General features: G+C 67.7%; 20 protein-coding genes. 8 read left to right on the top strand and 12 right to left on the bottom strand.

The genetic code is table 11. The features are described from left to right. From AC3WRR_RS22125 to AC3WRR_RS22090, 8 genes are all read right to left on the bottom strand, one after another. Positions 1 to 408: hypothetical protein (locus AC3WRR_RS22125; protein ID WP_010811623.1), on the bottom strand; the 408-nt coding region annotated here is incomplete at its 3' end. Between the two features lie 295 nt (positions 409 to 703). Continuing rightward, entirely contained in the window at positions 704 to 1,366 is a 663-nt protein-coding gene (locus AC3WRR_RS22120) for a carboxypeptidase-like regulatory domain-containing protein (protein WP_010811624.1), read from the bottom strand. A gap of 11 nt (positions 1,367 to 1,377) precedes the next feature. Further along, the gene (gene surE / locus AC3WRR_RS22115; protein ID WP_492298162.1) at positions 1,378 to 2,370 is read right to left on the bottom strand and encodes a 5'/3'-nucleotidase SurE; all 993 of its coding nucleotides are present in this window, start codon (positions 2,368 to 2,370) and stop codon (positions 1,378 to 1,380) included. Positions 2,371 to 2,462: 92 nt separating this feature from the next. Continuing rightward, entirely contained in the window at positions 2,463 to 3,488 is a 1,026-nt protein-coding gene (gene dmpG, locus AC3WRR_RS22110; RefSeq protein ID WP_010811626.1) for a 4-hydroxy-2-oxovalerate aldolase, read from the bottom strand. A gap of 10 nt (positions 3,489 to 3,498) precedes the next feature. After that, positions 3,499 to 4,407 (bottom strand): acetaldehyde dehydrogenase (acetylating), encoded by a 909-nt coding sequence (locus AC3WRR_RS22105; protein WP_010811627.1) that lies wholly within the window; start codon positions 4,405 to 4,407, stop codon positions 3,499 to 3,501. 45 nt (positions 4,408 to 4,452) lie between these two features. After that, positions 4,453 to 5,235, bottom strand: coding sequence for a 2-oxopent-4-enoate hydratase (gene dmpE / locus AC3WRR_RS22100; protein WP_011616693.1), 783 nt, complete (start codon positions 5,233 to 5,235; stop codon positions 4,453 to 4,455). Between the two features lie 69 nt (positions 5,236 to 5,304). Next, the gene (locus tag AC3WRR_RS22095; RefSeq protein WP_011616694.1) at positions 5,305 to 6,867 is read right to left on the bottom strand and encodes a DUF1302 domain-containing protein; all 1,563 of its coding nucleotides are present in this window, start codon (positions 6,865 to 6,867) and stop codon (positions 5,305 to 5,307) included. Between the two features lie 138 nt (positions 6,868 to 7,005). Next, positions 7,006 to 7,794, bottom strand: coding sequence for an SDR family oxidoreductase (locus AC3WRR_RS22090; RefSeq protein WP_010811630.1), 789 nt, complete (start codon positions 7,792 to 7,794; stop codon positions 7,006 to 7,008). A 126-nt stretch (positions 7,795 to 7,920) separates the two neighbouring features. Between AC3WRR_RS22090 and AC3WRR_RS22085 the strand changes: the two genes are divergently transcribed. From AC3WRR_RS22085 to AC3WRR_RS22065, 5 genes are all read left to right on the top strand, one after another. Continuing rightward, positions 7,921 to 8,793 (top strand): alpha/beta fold hydrolase, encoded by an 873-nt coding sequence (locus AC3WRR_RS22085; protein ID WP_011616696.1) that lies wholly within the window; start codon positions 7,921 to 7,923, stop codon positions 8,791 to 8,793. Between the two features lie 39 nt (positions 8,794 to 8,832). Next, positions 8,833 to 9,618: an SDR family NAD(P)-dependent oxidoreductase gene (locus AC3WRR_RS22080; protein ID WP_492298159.1), complete on the top strand. Its 786-nt coding sequence runs from the start codon at positions 8,833 to 8,835 to the stop codon at positions 9,616 to 9,618. Between the two features lie 24 nt (positions 9,619 to 9,642). Beyond that, positions 9,643 to 10,020: a nuclear transport factor 2 family protein gene (locus AC3WRR_RS22075; protein WP_010811633.1), complete on the top strand. Its 378-nt coding sequence runs from the start codon at positions 9,643 to 9,645 to the stop codon at positions 10,018 to 10,020. 13 nt (positions 10,021 to 10,033) lie between these two features. After that, the gene (locus AC3WRR_RS22070) at positions 10,034 to 10,687 is read left to right on the top strand and encodes a TetR family transcriptional regulator (RefSeq protein ID WP_011616697.1); all 654 of its coding nucleotides are present in this window, start codon (positions 10,034 to 10,036) and stop codon (positions 10,685 to 10,687) included. 86 nt (positions 10,688 to 10,773) lie between these two features. Beyond that, positions 10,774 to 11,010: a hypothetical protein gene (locus tag AC3WRR_RS22065; RefSeq protein WP_010811635.1), complete on the top strand. Its 237-nt coding sequence runs from the start codon at positions 10,774 to 10,776 to the stop codon at positions 11,008 to 11,010. Between the two features lie 73 nt (positions 11,011 to 11,083). Here the strand turns inward: AC3WRR_RS22065 and AC3WRR_RS22060 are convergent, their stop codons facing one another. Both AC3WRR_RS22060 and AC3WRR_RS22055 read right to left on the bottom strand, forming a co-directional pair. Next, positions 11,084 to 12,259 (bottom strand): M20 aminoacylase family protein, encoded by a 1,176-nt coding sequence (locus AC3WRR_RS22060; protein WP_492298157.1) that lies wholly within the window; start codon positions 12,257 to 12,259, stop codon positions 11,084 to 11,086. A gap of 42 nt (positions 12,260 to 12,301) precedes the next feature. After that, positions 12,302 to 13,339: a tripartite tricarboxylate transporter substrate binding protein gene (locus tag AC3WRR_RS22055; protein ID WP_010811637.1), complete on the bottom strand. Its 1,038-nt coding sequence runs from the start codon at positions 13,337 to 13,339 to the stop codon at positions 12,302 to 12,304. Positions 13,340 to 13,483: 144 nt separating this feature from the next. Here AC3WRR_RS22055 and AC3WRR_RS22050 point away from each other — a divergent pair, with 144 nt between their 5' ends. After that, on the top strand, positions 13,484 to 14,383 hold the full coding sequence (locus tag AC3WRR_RS22050; protein ID WP_439669731.1) for a LysR family transcriptional regulator: 900 nt from the start codon (positions 13,484 to 13,486) through the stop codon (positions 14,381 to 14,383). Between the two features lie 33 nt (positions 14,384 to 14,416). On the opposite strand, the gene AC3WRR_RS22045 is transcribed toward AC3WRR_RS22050, so the two are convergent. Next, positions 14,417 to 14,896: an SRPBCC domain-containing protein gene (locus tag AC3WRR_RS22045; protein WP_011616698.1), complete on the bottom strand. Its 480-nt coding sequence runs from the start codon at positions 14,894 to 14,896 to the stop codon at positions 14,417 to 14,419. 294 nt (positions 14,897 to 15,190) lie between these two features. Here AC3WRR_RS22045 and AC3WRR_RS22040 point away from each other — a divergent pair, with 294 nt between their 5' ends. Then, positions 15,191 to 15,565, top strand: a complete 375-nt coding sequence (locus AC3WRR_RS22040; protein ID WP_010811640.1) for a VOC family protein — start codon at positions 15,191 to 15,193, stop codon at positions 15,563 to 15,565. 18 nt (positions 15,566 to 15,583) lie between these two features. Here AC3WRR_RS22040 and AC3WRR_RS22035 read toward each other — a convergent pair whose 3' ends face one another. After that, positions 15,584 to 16,294: a DUF899 domain-containing protein gene (locus AC3WRR_RS22035; RefSeq protein ID WP_010811641.1), complete on the bottom strand. Its 711-nt coding sequence runs from the start codon at positions 16,292 to 16,294 to the stop codon at positions 15,584 to 15,586. Between the two features lie 349 nt (positions 16,295 to 16,643). Here AC3WRR_RS22035 and AC3WRR_RS22030 point away from each other — a divergent pair, with 349 nt between their 5' ends. After that, positions 16,644 to 17,600, top strand: a complete 957-nt coding sequence (locus tag AC3WRR_RS22030) for a D-2-hydroxyacid dehydrogenase (RefSeq protein WP_439669733.1) — start codon at positions 16,644 to 16,646, stop codon at positions 17,598 to 17,600. The last annotated feature ends 11 nt before the right edge of the window (positions 17,601 to 17,611 follow it).

Below are 17,611 nucleotides of genomic sequence, written 5' to 3'. Positions count from 1 at the left end.
ATCCCCCAACTCAGGCCACCCCTGCCCGCCGCCGGACCCGGGCAATTGTTGCACCATGTATTCATGCAACCGCGACAGTTCCAGCGCAATGCCATCCGGAAACCCCTGCCGCCCACCCCGCTTGTCTATCAGCAGCTCAACCAGGAAAGCACGCAGAGCCGCCGGGTTGGCAGAAAGCGCAGCCAGGTGGTTGCCGATGCGCGCATAGCGGCGGCACAGCTCAACGGGGCGCGCCTCGGCCGGCAGCGATGCCAGCCACCGCATGGCGACGTCTGACAGCAACGTATCTTTCGGCGACGGCGGGCGCCGCACGCCGCTCCAGTCAGGCTCGGTTTGCACTGGCGGCGCGCCGTCCAGTACCTTCTTTGCTTCCTCAACGGTGACGAATTCAAAAGAGAGGGGTTCCATACCGGCTCCGGGATCAGGCCAACGCGCACTGCGCATTAACGCGCATTCTAGCGATTACGGCGCTTCGCGGGCTAGTTTGATAGCCATGTCTTCAATGAACCGAATGCCTCAGCCTTCGTGCGCTTGCTTCACCACCTGGGCTACACCGGGCGCGCCACATTTTCGCCGGGTTTTAAGAAAGATTCAGGGGTGATATAAGAAAACAGAAACGCCGCCCCCCTTGCCAGGGGGCGGCGTTTGCGGCTAACACACCGGCCGCTTCAGGCCACCTGTTCGCGCCGCAGCGGCAACCGCCTCACCCGCAGGTTCCGTCGGCCACGCACACGCCGCGCACCACCATCTCGCCCATGAAGTCCATGGAAGCCTGGTCGGCAATCGCGTCGCGCAGCGCATCCAGCGCGGCGTCATGGGGATCGCTGGCATTGCCTGCCTCCAGCGGCGTGTCATGCCAGCGCCGGGGTAAGGCAGCGGGGTCGATATCGACGCCGGCACCTGCCGCCAGCGCAGCCAGCACCGCGGCCTCCGCTTCGGCCATGGCGTCGGCGGACAGGTCCCTGGCGCGCCCCTGCCCGAAACTGTCGAACGCCTGATCCGGCGGCCCGCTCAGCAGCTTCCACAAGGCCAGCTCGGTCAGCGGCGAGCAGTTCACGGTGCGCGCGCCCAGCACCAGGCCATGCAGCCGCAGGCGGTTCGGCTCGCCCTGCGCGAGCCCGCCCTCGCAGCGCACCATCAGCGCGCCGCCCGGCACTGCGGCCAGGCGGAATGCGCCCTTTGCATCGGTGGTTGTGTTGTGCACTTGTCCTTGCGCATCGCGCAACTGCACGGTGGCGCCTGCCAGCGCGGCGCCGACGGCAGCCGTGCCGCTCACTTCCGGCGCATGGTCATCCCCGCATGCTGCGACCGCCGCGACCCCGCATGCGAGCACGAGGTGGCGCCAGGATCTAAGGTCCTTGCCCATGGTTGCTCCGCCTAAGGTGCCAGGGTGGCCAGCTCGCGGCGCGAGCGGTTGAACAGGCCGCGCGCCAGCGGCGTCGGGCGGAAGTCGACGTCAAGCGCCGAGATCGTGATGAACTTGGCCAGGAAGGCCGGCGTCTCCGCGATCCGCGCCAGCGCTGCCGCTTCGGTCTCCGGCGCGCCCACGTCGATCGATACCGTGTTGTCGGCATTGCGCTTGTAGGCGGTGGTAAAGGAATCCACCGTGCCAGGCGTGGTCAGGCGCACGCCGGCAGGAGTCCCGCCGGCAGCGATCGGGTAGTTGATGCTCAGCGGGTGGGCCACCGGCAGCAATGGCTGGCCGGCTGCGCGCGTGGCTTCCAGGCTGGCAATCACGCGGGCCAGGAAGGCCCCGGCCCTGGGGAACGCGGCCACGGTGCTGCCGAAGCCGGTGCGTGCCTCGGCAAAGTCCACGCCAACGCTCAGCGCGATGCCGGGCACGCCGCGGCGCGCGGCGAACAGCACGTTCATCACCGTGCCCGAGTGCGGGATGGAGTCCGACAGGTTCTCGCCGAAATTGGCCCCGGAGACGACCAGGTCCGGCGTGAAGCTGCTTTCCGGCCCGACGATCTTCAGGCCCATGGCGGTGGCGTCCACCGGCGAGCCGCTGCCCAGGAATTCCGGGTTGGTGGCATTGAGCGCGCCGCCTGCGACGAAGGTGGCCTTGACCCGGTGCACGCAGTAGGTGTCGGCGCTGCCGGCGAGCGGATCCACTACCAGCCGGGTGCGCCCGTCGGGCACGGCATAGGCAGCGCCCGAGCCGCTCTGGTTGGTGGCCGGCCCGACCGTGATGACGCGGTGGCCGGCGTCCTGCAGGGCCTTGCGGACCGCGGTGATGCCAGGTGCGGCGCAGCCGTCGTCATTGGTCAGCAGGATATTGAGCGCGTGCGCGGGGCTGGCCGCGGCGGCGAGTGCCGCGGCCGCGATACCGAGGCTAGCGAGCCGCAGGCGGGTGGGAAGTCGAAGCATGGGAACCTGTCTCCATTCTCTGGTGCCTGATGAAAGCCATGCCCGGCCGCGCAGCGGCGCCGCCAGGCTTGATCGAAACCGGGGCGACAGCGTCACGGCACCAGCAGGCCCCGTTCGCGCGCCAGCGTGATCGCCGTATCCTCGATCATGTCCTCCTGCCCGCCCACCAGCCGCTGCCGGCCGAGCTCGACCAGGATCTCGCGCGCGGGGATGCGGTACTTGGCCTCGGCGCGCTTGGCGAACAGCAGGAAGGACGAGTACACGCCGGCATAGCCCAGCGTGAGCGCGTCGCGGTCGATGCGGATGGGGTGGTCCATGATCGGCACCACCAGGTCTTCGGCCACGTCGGCGATGCGGTAGACGTCGACGCCGGTCTCGATGCCCATGCGCTCGCACACGGCCACCAGCACTTCCATCGGCGTATTGCCGGCACCGGCGCCCAGTCCCGCCGCGGCGGCGTCGATGCGGCTGGCGCCGCAGGCGATCGCGGCGAGCGAATTGGCCACGCCCATGGCAAGGTTGTGGTGGCCGTGGAAGCCCAGCTCGGTCTCGGGGCGCAGCGCCTGCCGCACGGCGCCCAGCTTCTCGGTGACGTCGTGCGGCAGCATGTGCCCGGCCGAGTCGGTGATATACAGGCAGTTGGCACCATAGCTTTCCATCAGCAGCGCCTGCTGCACCAGCGTCTGCACCGGTGCCATGTGCGCCATCATCAGGAAGCCCACGGTATCCATGCCCAGCTTGCGCGCCATACCGATATGCTGCTCCGAGACATCGGCCTCGGTGCAGTGGGTGGCGACGCGGATGGTATGCACGCCAATCTCATGCGCCATGCGCAGGTGGTCGACGGTGCCGATGCCGGGCAGCAGCAGCGCGGAGACGCGCGCCTGCTTCAGTTCGCCCAGCACCGCGCGCAGGTATTCCTCGTCGCTGTGCGCGGGGAAGCCGTAGTTGACCGAGGCGCCGCCCAGGCCATCGCCGTGGGTGACCTCGATCAGCGGCACGCCGGCGGCGTCCAGCCCGCGGGCAATGTCTTTCATCTGTTCCAGCGAGATCTGGTGGCGCTTCGGGTGCATGCCGTCGCGCAGGGTCATGTCGTGCAGGGTGATGTGTTGGACCATGGCTGGCTCCTCAGGCGTTGGCGGCTTCTTGCGCGCTGCCGGCGCGCATGGCGGCGGCAATGCACTCGGCGGTGCGGGCGGCCGAGGCGGTCATGATGTCCAGGTTGCCGGCATACTTGGGCAGGTAGTCGCCCAGGCCCTCGACCTCCAGGAAGATCGACACGCGCTTGCCGTCGAACACCGGGCCGTTCTTCAGCGTGTAGCCGGGCACGTACTTGCGCACTTCGGCAATCATGTCGTGCACCGAGGCGGTAATCGCGGCAACGTCGGGCGCATCGTCGGTCAGGCAGTGGATGGTGTCGCGCATGATCAGCGGCGGCTCGGCCGGGTTGATCACGATGATGGCCTTGCCCTGGCGCGCGCCGCCCACGGCTTCGATCGCGCCCGCCGTGGTGCGCGTGAACTCGTCGATATTGCGGCGCGTGCCGGGCCCGACCGAGCGCGACGACACCGTTGCCACGATCTCGCCATAGGCCACCGGCTGCACGCGCGAGACCGCATACACCATGGGGATGGTGGCCTGGCCGCCGCACGTGACCATGTTGACGTTCATCTCGTTGCTGCCGATATGCGCGTCCAGGTTGACCGGCGGCACGCAGAACGGCCCGATCGCCGCCGGCGTCAGGTCGATCACGCGCACGCCGCGCGCGGTCAGCCTGGCCGAGTGCTCGGCGTGGACGTAGGCCGAGGTGGCATCGAAGGCGATGCGGATATCGTCGGCCTCCAGGTGCGGCAGCAAGCCGTCGATGCCGTCGCTGGTGGTCTTCAGTCCCAGCTCGCGCGCGCGCGCCAGGCCTTCGGAGGACGGCTCCACGCCGACCATCCAGACCGGTTCCAGGATGTCGCTGCGGCGCAGCTTGTAAAGCAGGTCGGTGCCGATATTGCCGGGCCCGATCAGGGCACATCGGATCTTGTTCATGGGGTCTCGCTTGGCAAAGTCAGGAAGTCAGGAAAGTCGTGTAAGTCAGCGGAACACGGCGCTGCAGCCGCCGATGCCGGTGATATGCATGGACAGCCGGTCGCCCGCCTGCACCGGAATCAGCGCCGCCAGCGAACCCGACAGGATGGTCTCGCCGGCCAGCAGCGGAATGCCGAAGCTGCCCAGGGTGTTGGCCAGCCACGCCACCGCGTCGGCGGGATGCCCCAGCGCGGCGCTGCCAAGCCCGGTGGCGACGCACTTGCCGTTCTTCTCGAGCGTCATCGCGCATGCGCCCAGGTCCAGCGCGTGCGGGCTGACGCTTTCCTCGCCGAGCACATAGACGCCGCAAGAGGCGTTGTCGGCGACGGTATCCTCGATGCGGATGCGCCAGTCCCGGATGCGCGAGTCAACGATCTCGAAGCAGGCCGCCACCGTTTCGGTGGCGTCGAGCACATCGGCGCGCGTCACGCCCGGGCCGCGCAGGTCGCGCCGCAGGAAGAAGGCAATCTCGCCCTCGGCGCGCGGCTGGATCAGGGTTTCGGTGGGGATGGGCTGCCCGGCGGCGTACTGCATGCTCTGCAGCAGGATGCCGAAGTCCGGCTGGTGCACATCCAGCATCTGCTGCACGGCCGCGCTGGTCACGCCGATCTTCTTGCCGGTGACGCGGTCGCCGGCCGCCAGCCGGTGGGCGATAAAGCCTTGCTGGATGCGATAGGCAGCGTGGACGTCGAGCCCCAGTCCGCGGCCGCTGAGCGGCGGCACCGGCGAGCGCGTGACCAGCGCATGGTGGAGTTCATTGCTGAGCGTGGTGATCAGGTCGGCGTTCATGGCAGGGGAGGGTCGGGCCGCACTGCCGCGGCGGCAGCGCGCCGCGGCAGTTCGGGTCAGGACAAAAGGTCAGAACGAGTACTTGGCGTTGAAGGCCACGTAGTCGCGGTCAGCCAGCGGACGGTTGGCGATGTTGGCCCCGCCGATGAACGCGGCGTAGGTCAGGTTAAGCTCCAGGTTGTTCAGGTACTTGAAGGTCAGCCCCACGCTGGCGCGCTTGTCGCCATAGCCCAACAGCGTGCCGAAGGCGCCGGCCACCGCCGACTGGCCGCTGAACTGCTGAGCGTAGGTGAGTGGCACACTCATGTCCCAGCCATCGAACACATTGTTGTAGTTCAGCGACCAGCCCACCTGGAACGCCGCCGAGTTGCGGGTGTTCGACAGCTTGCTGAAGCCCATCACCGGGTCCACGTCGAGCACGTGCAGGTAGGCCACTTCGCCCAGCAGCGTCTGCGAGTCGGCCAGGAAGGTCGGGCCCACCGAGTAGATCGCGGAGAGCTGGCCCTGCAGCGCCTTGCCGCGCGTCGCGGTGGGCGAGCCGGCCACGTCCACCAGCATCGGCACGCCGTCCTTGTAGCTGACTTCACCGGCGACGTTGGCGCCCAGCATCTGCGTGGAGAAGCTGGCGCCGGTCAGGTTGATGCCGCCGTAGAACTTCTGCTGGTATTGCAGCGTGGGAAAGAGCGAGGTGACCACGCTCGGGTTCTTGTCGTGATAGCGCAGCTGGTACAGCCCGATCTCGGTGCTGTCAAATACGCGGAAGCGCGCGCCCACGCCCCATTGCCCCCAGTCCGAGGGGCGGATATCCGGGCCGCGCGGGATGTTGAAACCGGGCCCGATGATGAACTCCGCGCCCGGGCCGACCACGTCGGTGGAGCTGAAATAGCTGCCCGGTGCGAAGATCTGGTTCGGCTTGTAGGTGAACTGGTAATAGCCCATCACGCTGAATGCCGGCGTGACCTGCAGCTGCAGCGACGCCTGCGGCACCGGCAGCAGGATGTCCTTGACCTCGGCGCCCGGCACGAAGGCCTTGGTGGCATCGGCAGGCCCTTGCGCGCCGGCGATATTGGCGAAGAACAGGCTCTCGCCCCAGGCGACCACCTGGTTGCCCAGCTTGAAGCTCAGCTGCGTGCTGCCGATCGGCGCCGCGCCATAGACATAGGCATCGAGCAGTTGCGCGCGATGCTCGTGATAGTCCTGCGCCGAGTTGGTGAACTGGTTGAACGGACCGCTGTGGTTGACCGTGAACGGCGCATTGTTCGAGTTGGTGCCGCTGTAGGCCCAGTCCTGGAACACGCTGCCGCGCACCAGCGCGCCGAAGACGTCGTGCTTGAGATGCGCTTCGCCCAGCAGCGAGACGCGGTTGGCGATCAGGTCGCCGCGCTTGAAGTTGCGGTTGCCATCGTCGCCGTTGATATTGGCGGGGCTCAGCAGTGTGTTGCTCTGGTGGCCGGTGCGCACCGCCGCGCCGTAGGAGGCGGTGACGCTGTAGTCGAGCGTGGTGTCGTGGCCAAGGTCGATGGTGTCGCCCGCCCTCGCTGGCGTTGCAAGCAGCGCGGCCAGTGCCGCCGCGGCAGCGATTGGCCGCAGCCGGTTGCGGCGTTTCAGTGGGCCGAGTTGTGGATGGTGCATGGTGGTCTCCCCCGTGGTGTCGGTGTTGGTTCGTTGCCTGGCACTTCGAATGGCGCTCGCCTGGTCGCAAGCGTAGAGAGGGGCAGCCATGCACAAATCGGCAGAACGGACTAGGCGGTTTCCCTACAGGCGGGCCGCTCAGCCGCGATTGACCGAAGCGGCGTCGAGAAAGGCCGGGCGCTCGCCGCCGCCATCGATCACGAGATTGGCGCCAGATACGTACGACGCCTGCGGCGATGCCAGGAACAGGCACGCGCCGGCGATATCGTCCGGATGCGCGAGCCGGCCCAGCGGCACCGTCGCGGCCATGGTGCGCAACGCCTCGGGGTCACCGTAGTGCTGCTGCTGCGAGGTCTCGGTCAGCACCACGCCCGGGCTGACCGCGGCAACGCGCACCTTGGGCGCCCATTCCACCGCGAGCGTGCGCACCGCATTGAGGATGCCGGCCTTGGCGGCGCCATAGGCCGCCGTGCCGGGCGAAGGGCGCAGCGCGCTGACGCTGCCGACGAACAGCTGGGTGCCGCCGCCAGCCTGTTGCTGCATGCGTGCATTGGTGCGCTGCGCGAGCTGCAGCGGCGCCACCAGATTGAGCCGGATCACCGATTCCAGCAGCCGTGGCGAGGCCTGCGCAACCAGCGCGAACGGCGAGCCGCCGGCGTTGTGGATGACCACGTCGAGCGTCGGGCTGGCGTGCGCGATCTGCGCCAGCATGGCATCGACCTGTTCGATGTCGCGGATGTCCGCCGGGATGAAGCGGGCGCTGCGGCCATCCGCGGCCGGCAGTTCGCTGTCGTCGGCGGGCGCGGTGCGGCCGCATACGAAGACCTGCGCGCCGGCGCGCAGGAAGGCCTCGCTGATGGCGCGGCCGATGCCGCGCATGCCGCCCGTGACCAGCACGGTCTGGCCGGTGTAGTCGAATCCTGTCATGGGTCCCCCTTGATGCATGGAGCGCCCATCGTAGGAGAAGTGGCCGTCCGGATCGTAGTCCGAATGAACGATGCCCGCGCGGGCAGCGCTGCGCAATATGCTGGGCAAACCACGGGAGACGCCCTCATGTCCGCTACGTCACAGCACACGCCTTTGTCCCCACACCCGAACCTGCCGGTCGGGCGCTTCGTCATCACGTCAACGGGCCTGCGCCTGCACTGCCTGGACTCCGGCAGCGGCGAGCCGGTGGTCTTTATCCACGGCAGCGGGCCGGGCGCGAGCGGGCACAGCAACTTCCGCCACAACGCGCCGGCCTTCGCCGAGGCGGGCCTTCGCACCGTGGTGGTCGACCTGCCCGGGTATGGCCTGTCGTCCAAGCCGGACGATGTCGAGTACACCCTGGACTTCTTTGTCGCCGCGCTGCGTGAGCAGTTGCTGGCACTGGAGCTGCCGCGCTGCGTGCTGGTGGGCAATTCGCTTGGCGGCGCCATCGCGCTGAAGTACGCGCTGGATTTCCCGGAGCATGTCAGCCGCCTGGTGATGATGGCGCCCGGCGGCGTGGAAGAACGGGAAACCTATTTCCAGATGGAGGGCATCCAGCGCATGGTGTCGCTGTTTACCGGCGGCCACATGAACCCGGATACCATGCGGCAGCTGCTGCAACTGCTGGTGCACGACGCCAGCCTGGTCACCGACGCGCTGGTCGATGAGCGCATGGCGGTATGCCGCGAGCAGCCGCGCGAGGTGCTGGCCACCATGAAGGTGCCCAACCTGACCGAGCGGCTGGGCGAGATCCGCTGCCCGGTGCTTGGCTTCTGGGGCACGGAAGACCAGTTCAATCCCGCCTCGGGCGCCACCAGATTCCTGGCCGGCTGCGCCGACGCGCGCTTCGTCATGATCAACCGCTGCGGCCACTGGGTGATGGTCGAGCACGCCGCATATTTCAACCGTGAATGTATCGGCTTCCTGGCGGATACCGCCCAGGGCGGGGCGGCATAATTGGCTCGCACGTCCACACAAGAAGACCCAGGAGACATCATGGAATACCCGTATAGCCTGTTCGACCTGCGCGGCAAGGTTGCCGCCATCACCGGTGCCGCGCGCGGCATCGGCGCGGAAACCGCCCGCGTGCTGGCGGCGGCCGGCGCGAAGGTCGCGGTACTAGACGTGCTGGAAGCCGACGGCAAGGCCACCGCGGAAGCGATATGCGCCGAAGGCGGCGAGGCCGAGTTCTGGAAGCTCGACGTCACCAGCGAAAGCGACGTGAAGCGCGTGTTCGCGGAGATCGCGGCGCGCTTCGGCGGCCTCGGCATCCTGGTGAACAACGCCGGCATCGAAGGGCCCAATGCGCCGACCCATGAGCTCGCGCTGGAGCAATGGCAGCAGGTCATGGCCGTAAACGTGACCGGCACCTTCCTGTGCACCAAGCACGCCATCGGTCACATGGAGCGCGCCGGCGGCGGCGCCATTGTCAACGTGTCGTCGATGTACGGCATCGCCGGCGGGCCGGACGTGCCGCCTTATCACGCATCCAAGGCCGCGGTGCGGATGATGGCCAAGACCGATGCCATGCTCTATGCCGGCAAGGGGATTCGCGCCAACTCGATCCATCCCGGCTATATCCGCACGCCGATGCTCGAACACGTGGCCCAGGCCTCGGGGCAGGGCGAGGCGCTGTTTGACTACCTGGGTGGACAGACCCCCGCGGGCAAGGTGGGCCAGCCCCGCGACATCGCCGCGGGCATCCTGTACCTCGTGTCCGACGCCGGGCGCTACGTCACCGGCACCGAGCTGGTGATCGACGGCGGCTACACCGCACGCTAGAACCACCAGACAAGGAGAATCCCCATGCCCGATAGCGCCGCGATGAAAGCCACGCTGCTCGCCTATGTCGATCGTTTCAATGCCGGTGACGCGCAGGGCGTTGCCGCGCTCTACGCCGACGATGCCACCGTCGAAGACCCGGTCGGCGCGCAGCCGATCGCCGGCAAGCCGGCCATCCTGGCCTTCTACCAGCACACCACCGCACTGGGCGCGCGCCTGGAGGTGGTGGCGCCGCCGCGCGGCTCGCACGGTGACGCCGCCGCGCTGACCTTTGCCGTGCATGCCCGCCTGGAAGGGCGGCCGGCCCGCATCGACGTGACCGACATCATGACGTTCGGCGCAGATGGCCGCATCCGCAGCATGCGCGCCCACTGGGGGCCGGACGACGTGCATTTCCTGTAGGCCCGCCGCGCCCATGGCCCGCCACACCCGCGAAGATGCCGCCGTCACGCGGACGCGCATCCTGGCCAGCGCGCTGCAACTGATCCGGCACCGCGGCTTGCATTGCGTCACCGTGGACGATGTGGCCCGCGCCATCGGCATGACGCGCGGGGCCGTCTACGGGCATTTCCGTTCCCGCGCCGAGTTGCTCGGCGCGCTGCTGTCGTGCGCCGAAGCCGACTTCGCCGCCCGCCTCGCGCCGCTGGCGCAAGGCCGCGCCGCCAACGGGCCAGGCACGCTGGAGCAGGCGCTGGCCGCCTTGCTCGATGGCGATGACCTGGCGCGCCATGTCAGCCTGCTGGCCGCCCTGCTGCAACACAAGTGCGGCGACGACTGCGAGCTTTGCCCGCTGCGCGCCCGCGTGCTGGCGGGCGTCGAGACCCTGCGCGCAACCTTCGCCGGCCTGCTGCCGGCCCCAGGCATGGCCGGCCTGCTGGTGGCGCACCTGTGGGGCCTGCTGAGCGCGCACGCCATGCATCTCGCGCCGTCTGGCCTGTCCGGCTGTGCCGCAGCGCTGGCCCGGCTGTATCAAGGGCCCGACGTGCCGCCGCATCCGGCCCTGTCCACCATCCCTTCCTGTCGACCCGACGCCACTTTCGATCCGGCGCTGCTGCGGGATACCCCTTAGTCTGCTCGGACGAAGCGTTTCGGGCCGGCGCTGACTACGATGCTTTCAAAAGCATGGAAACCCAGTAAGGGGGCGGAGGAGACAGCATGAAGCGGCTCGGATTTCGTTGGGCGGCGGGCCTGGCCGGGGCCGGCGCCGCGATGGGCGCGGCCTGGGCGATTGCCGTGGGCGGCGACCTTGCCACCGCGCATGGCAGCCAGGACGAGATGCCCGCTGTCAGCGTGGCCTCCGCCGACGCGGCGCAAGACCACTGCAACGACGCCTGCGTGCGCAGCCGCGGCACCGCGGCGTTGGTGGTGCTAAGCCAGAGACCTCCGCATTGACCCGTCGATCGACCTGCCTATGCAGGTCGATCGACGGGCCAGTCCCTAATAGCCGAAACAGCGATCTGCAACCTCAGTCGATCAGGAAGCGCTGCGTCAGCAGCGCCCAATAGGCCGCGCCGATGGTGACGTTGTCGTCGTTGAAGTCGTAGCCGGGGTTGTGCACCATGCAGGCGCCTGCGCTGTCTCCATCGCCGTTGCCGATCAGCAGATAGCTGCCGGGGCAGCGCTCCAGCATGAAGGCGAAGTCCTCGCTGCCGGGCAGCGCCGGGCCTTGCGGCACGACCTTGTCCGGCCCAAGCAAGGCGAGCGCCGCCTGGCGCGCGAATTCCGTCTCTTCCGGAGTGTTGACGAGCACCGCATAGCCTTGCCGGTAATCGATCTCGGCGCGCACGCCGTAGCTTTCCGCCTGGGCCTGCACCAGCGCCTTGATGCGCCGCTCCAGGGTGGCACGCACGTCGCGGTCGAGCGCCCGCACGCTGATTTCCAGCGTGGCTTCCTGCGGGATCACGTTGTTGGCCTTGCCGGCATGCATGGCGCCGACCGTCACCACCGCCATCTGCAGCGGGTCGACGTTGCGCGAGACCACGGTCTGCAGGGCCAGCACGATGCCGGCGGCGGCCACCAGCGGATCGGCTGCCCGGTGCGGCAGCGCGCCGTGGCCGCCCACGCCTCTGACCGTGACGGTGGCGTAGTCCGACGAAGCCATGGTGGGACCGTCGCGCAGCACCAGCCGTCCCTGCGTGATGCCAGGCATATTGTGCATGGCGAAGACGGCATCGCAGGGATACTTCTCGAACAGCCCGTCCTGGATCATGCGCACGGCGCCGCCCATGCCTTCCTCGGCCGGCTGGAAAATCAGGTTTAGCGTGCCGGAGAACTGCGCTTCCTGCGCCAGGTATTCCGCGGCGCAAAGCAGCATGGCGGTGTGCCCATCATGCCCGCAGGCATGCATGACGCCGGCATGGCTGCTGGAGTAGGGCAGGCCGGTCGCCTCGCCGATCGGCAGGGCGTCCATGTCGGCGCGCAGGCCGAGCCGGCGCGTGCCGCTGCCGCGCCGCAGCCTGCCCACCACGCCGGTGCCGCCCAGCCCGCGCTCCACGTCGTAGCCCCATTGGGCGAGGCGCTCGGCCACGGCGTCGCTGGTGCGGTGCTCCTGGAAGCCAAGTTCCGGATGCTGGTGAATGTCGCGGCGCAGCGCAACGAACTTGTCCGCGCGGGAGCGCAGCGATTCCAGGATGGCGTGCATGGGATTTCTCTCCTCTCTATATGCGATGGCATTGGCGTTGCGTCATTGCGGCTGCAGCCCGATGGCCTTGGCCAGGCCGCGGTAGCGCGCCGTCTCGCCTTCGTAGAAGCGGGCCGCCTCCTGCAGCGTCATCGGCGTGGCCACGGTCTGCATCTGGGCTTCCAGCCCGGCGCGCACGGCGGGATCCTTGAGGACATTGCCGAGCGCCAGGTTCAGGCGCTGCACCACCTCGGGCGGGGTTCCCTTCTTCACCATGAAGCCGGTCCAGATCGTGAAGGCGAAGTTCTTCAGCAGCTTGCCTTCGCCGATGGTGGGCACATTGGGCAACAGCGGCGCCCGGGTGGCGCCCGCGGTGGCGAGCAGTTTCAGCCGTCCCTGCTGGGCCATCGCGCCGAGCGCGGCGTTGAACGGCACGATGGCGAAGTCGAGCTGGCCGCCGCCGAGGTCCTGTACCAGCGGCGCCGCGCCCTTGTAAGGGACGTGGGTCATCCTGGTGCCGGTGAGTTGCTGCATGTGCTCGACCAGGATGTGGTACAGCGAGCCCACTCCCACGCTGCCGTAAGACAGCGGCTTGTCCTTGCGGCTGCGCGCCAGGGCGATCAGTTCGTCCGCGGAGTTGGCTTCCAGGTCCTTGCGTGCGATCAGTGCCAGCACCGCGGTGGAAATCGGCTGCACCAGCTGGAAGTCCTCCGCCTGCAGCTTGACCGCGGCATTGGCCAGCGGAGACAGGATCACTTCGTTGGGAGAGCCCTGGAACAGGTAGTAGCCGTCGCCCGGCGCCGACAGCACCTTCTGCGCGGCGATGGCGCCGCTGACGCCGCCCAGGTTCTCCACCAGCACGGTCTGGCCGAGCTGCTTGCCGACGGGCTGGCTCAGCACGCGGGCGATGGCGTCGGAGGCGCCGCCGGCGGGATAGGGCACCATCAGTGCGATCGGCTTGGCGGGATAGGACGCCCCGGTCGCCCCCGCGGCTGCGGTCGCGCCGGCCGCGCCGGCGCAGATCGGGCTGGCCAGCACGGCGGCAAGCAGGCCGCCAGTCAGCCTCGTCAGCGGGCGGCGCAGGCATTGTGTGAGGGTCATCGTCGTCTCCTGATCATGGATGCCGCGTCTGTCTTGTTGCCCCGGCGGGACGCACGGCTGGCAGCCATGTTAGGAAGGCGGCAACCTGATGTCCAATGCATCATTTTTCTCATTATCATTACAAGATTGCATGCGAGGACGGCGATGAACCTGATTCAGCTCAAGCACATGATCGCGCTGGCGGAGACCGGCTCGTTCAGCCAGGCCGCCGCGCGGCTGCATCTGACGCAGCCGGCACTCAGCCGCAGCATCCAGGCCCTGGAAGCGGAGCTGGGCATGCCACTGGTAGACCGCATCGGCAAGCGCAACGAACTGACGCCGTTCGGGCAGCTGGCGCTGGAAAGGGCACGGCGCATCGTCTTCGAGGCTGGCGAGCTCAGGCAGAGCGCGCTGGCGTTGCAGGCCGGCCAGGCGGGCACGCTGCGCATCGGCCTGGGATCCGGGCCGGGCGCCATGCTGATGACGCCGCTGCTGGTGCATATGGCCAGGCACCATCCCAGGGTCAGGCTGACCATTTCGCGCGGCGCGACCAATCTGCAGCTTCAGCAGCTACGCGCCCGCGCGCTTGACGGCGTGGTCATCGATCTGCGCTCGCTAGTGCCGGGCCCCGACCTGCGCGTGGAGCGGCTGCCGGACCTGCGCGCCGGCTTCATGTGCCGCAGCGGCCATCCGTTGTGCAAGCTGCGCCGCGTGAGCTTCGACGATCTGCTGGCCTATCCGATCGCTTCCAGCCCCCTGTCGGACGAGGTGGCGCGCATCCTGATCGCCCACTTCGGGCCACGCGCGCATCCCGACCAGATGGTCACGCTGCGCTGCGAGGAGATCTCCAGCCTGGTGGAAGCCGCCCGCATCACCGATGCGGTGTTCCTCGGCATCATCGCCGCCGCGCGCGAGCCCATGGCAAGCGGGGAACTGGTGGAGCTGGCATTGACGCCGCCCTTGCACACCAGCGCGCAGTTCGCGCTGATCACCTTGCAGGGACGGACCGAGACGCCCGCAATGGAGATGCTGCGGGCATTCATGGCGGAGAGGATGCGGGAGTAGCGGCGCTCCCGCCCGCGTACAGGCAATGACTGCTCAGCGCAGGCCAGCCTGCCGTTGCGCATTCAGCGCTTCCGCGCGCGCCTTGACGTCCCGTGCCACCTGGTCGAAGCCCTGCTTCACCCAGGCACCGTGCTCGCGCATGATGGTCTCCGCGTTCAGCCCCAGGAACAGGTCAGTGGTGAAGTAGCGGGTGCGCCCGGGCCCGACGGCTTCCAGGTACTGGTCGCGCCGGGCTGCATCCTTGTTCTCGTCGGTGGGGCGCTGCTCCCACGAGAGCAGGCGTTCCGGCTCCCACGCCACCAGGTACTCGTTGACCGGGATGACCTGGTCGGTGCCGGGGATGCGCACCTGCATGTACACCATGTCGCCGAGCCGGCCGGTGGTCTCCAGCTCCGGGCAGAACGTATTCCATTCCGCGTAGCGCGCAAAGTCGGTCAGCACTTCCCACACCAGCGCTACCGGTGCGTCGATCTCCACCTGGATCGACGTCACGAGATTCTCTGCTTTGGCCATCGGCCCCTCCTTCATGAAAGTCATTGGGAAGGGACACACTAGAGCCGTGTGACTTCGGTTCGCATACCCCGAACGGACGAGTCCGGGTGGACGAAGGCGATGTTGTCGAGGTCAGGCAGATTGAGGCTTGCCCCGAGCGCGCGCGGTCCGGCGGCGGCGACGCGCGGCGGGGTCTCAGTCTCCAACTGCTGTGAGCTTGGTGCCGGCCATCCGGGATGGCTGGCATTTTTTTTGGTTCATCGTCAAACTCTGGAGTCGGGCCGCGCGCAGGGCCCACACACTTCAGGAGAACCCATGTTTGACCACGTCAAATTCGGAGTCAGCGACTATGCAGCGAGCAAGGCGTTCTTCCTCAAGGCACTCGAACCGCTCGGCGTAGCGGTTGCCTCGGAGGGGCCGCCGGCGTACGGTGTCGAGCTTTGCCCAAAGGGCAAGGCTTCATTGTGCCTGTTCCAGACCGAGGAAAAGCCGGCGCATCTTCACCTGGCGTTCACGGCCGAGAATCGCCGGCAAGTCGAAGCTTTCTATCGCGCGGCCCTGGAGGCGGGTGGCAAAGACAATGGTGCGCCTGGCCTGCGCCCGCACTACCACGCCAACTACTATGCGGCGTTCGTGATTGGTCCGGACGGGCACAACATCGAAGTGGTTTGCCACCAACCCGAGGCCTGACCCTGCCATCGAGGACGATTATTTCCCCTCGGGGTATTCCAGCTTCGGATACCAATCCGCCCCCCGGCCTTCCGGCGTGGTGTCCAGCAGGGTCCACAGCGGATCCAGGTCCGGCGCACCGCGCGGGTCCTGACCCGGGTCGACCGAGAGGGCATACATCTCGCTGCTCCAGAAATGGCGGATCTTGCCGTCCCGGCGCGTAAACACCGAGTAGCCCGGAGCGTCGGCATCTTCGGGGCTGACATAGTCGCGGGTGAAATCGCCGTCGACGTCCGCATAGACCTTCAGCTTGGTCCAGCCCCGCGCCTTCTTGGCGGCGACCAGGCGATCGATGGGCGAGCGGGCGATCATCGCCAGCGCCACGCGCTGCTCGATGTCCGGGACCTTGTGATCCCACGACGCCATCACCGACGTGCACATCGGGCAAGGCTGCTCCCGCTGCGGTCCGAACATATAGCTGTAGATGACCAGGGTGTCCTTGTCGCCGAACAGTTCGGCCAGCGTGACCGGACCGCGTTCGCCCTGGAAGGTATAGCGCTTTGTCACCTCGCCGCCCGCGGGCAGGCCGCGGCGCTGTTCGGCCACGCGCTCAATGTGGCGCCGCAGCTCGATCTCCTCCGCGAGCAGCGCATTGCGCGCCTTGCGGTACTCCGCGCTTTCATTGGGAAACCGGACGGGGTTTTGTTGCGCCAACTCGGTTGAGGGAATGAGTTTTGCAGTGGTGTTCATGTGGGTCCTCCTGCCATAGCTACCGCGAATGGCCGGGGAATGTGATGCCGTCGCGCAGCGTCGGCGTTTCCGCGGCCCCTCACGTAGTTCGTGTCAGCCCAGGCCGAAATGTTCCACGCCATGCAGGGCCGATGCTGCCGTGACGTGGCCATTGCCTTTCCATTTGAGAAAGGAAGATGGAGAAAGCCGCGATTCCAGCTGGGCCTGCCTCCCCTCATCATGTCTGTGGCGCAATAACGCGGCAGATGCCTGCCGCCCTTCGACCGCAGCCCGTCCCTACGCGCCAGTGTGACAAGCCGTGCCTCACATCGGCACGCTGCGGGGGGCCCGCAACCTGGATGTCATGGCAATGAAGATCGTATTCCTGGACCGTTCCACCATCTCGCCGCAGATCACGCTGCCAGCGCTGCCGTTCCCGCATGAGCTCCAACTCTACGGGGAAACGCCTGACGAGGACGTCGCCGCGCGCATCGCCGCTGCGGACGTGGTCATCACCAACAAGGTGAAGCTGGATGCCCGCCAGCTTGAGCAGGCACCGAACCTGAAGCTCATCGCCATTGCGGCGACCGGCACCGATGTTGTCGACCTGCAAGCCTGTGCCGCCCGCGGCATCGTCGTCTCCAATATCCGCAACTATGCCGTCCATACGGTGCCGGAACATACCTTTGCCCTGATCTTCGCGCTGCGGCGAAGCCTGGCCGCCTACCACGATGCGGTCCGGCGCGGCCGCTGGCAGGAATCCGGATCCTTCTGCTTCTTCGACTACCCGATCAAGGACTTGCACGGGTCGGTGCTTGGCATCATCGGCGACGGCGTGCTCGGCCAGTCGGTGGCCAGGATGGCGAGTGCGCTGGGCATGCAGCCGCTGTTTGCGGCCCACAAGGGACGCGAGGGCATGGGCCCGCTCTACACGCCTTTCGACGAGGTGCTGCGCCGTAGCGACATCATCACCTTGCATTGCCCGCTGGTGGCGCAGACACGCAACCTGATCGACACCGCGGAGTTCTCGAAGATGGAACGGCGCCCGTTGCTGATCAACACCGCCCGAGGCGGGCTGGTCAATGAAGCGGCGCTGGTGGAAGCGCTGCAATCCGGAAAGGTGGCCGGAGCCGGCTTCGACGTTGCGACGCAGGAGCCGCCCGGCGCGGAACACCCGTTCCATCAGTTGAAGGATGTGCCGAACTTCATCCTGACCCCGCACGTTGCATGGGCCAGCGACGAGGCCGTGCAAGGCCTGGCCGACCAGCTTATCGACAATATCTGTGCCTTCGCGCAAGGCGCGCCCAGGAACGTGGTGGCCGCATGACGTGCCCGCCG

The sequence above is a fragment of the Cupriavidus sp. FW305-3-2-15-C-LB2 genome (assembly GCF_058787575.1).
This window is presented reverse-complemented; position numbering and strand designations above follow the sequence as displayed.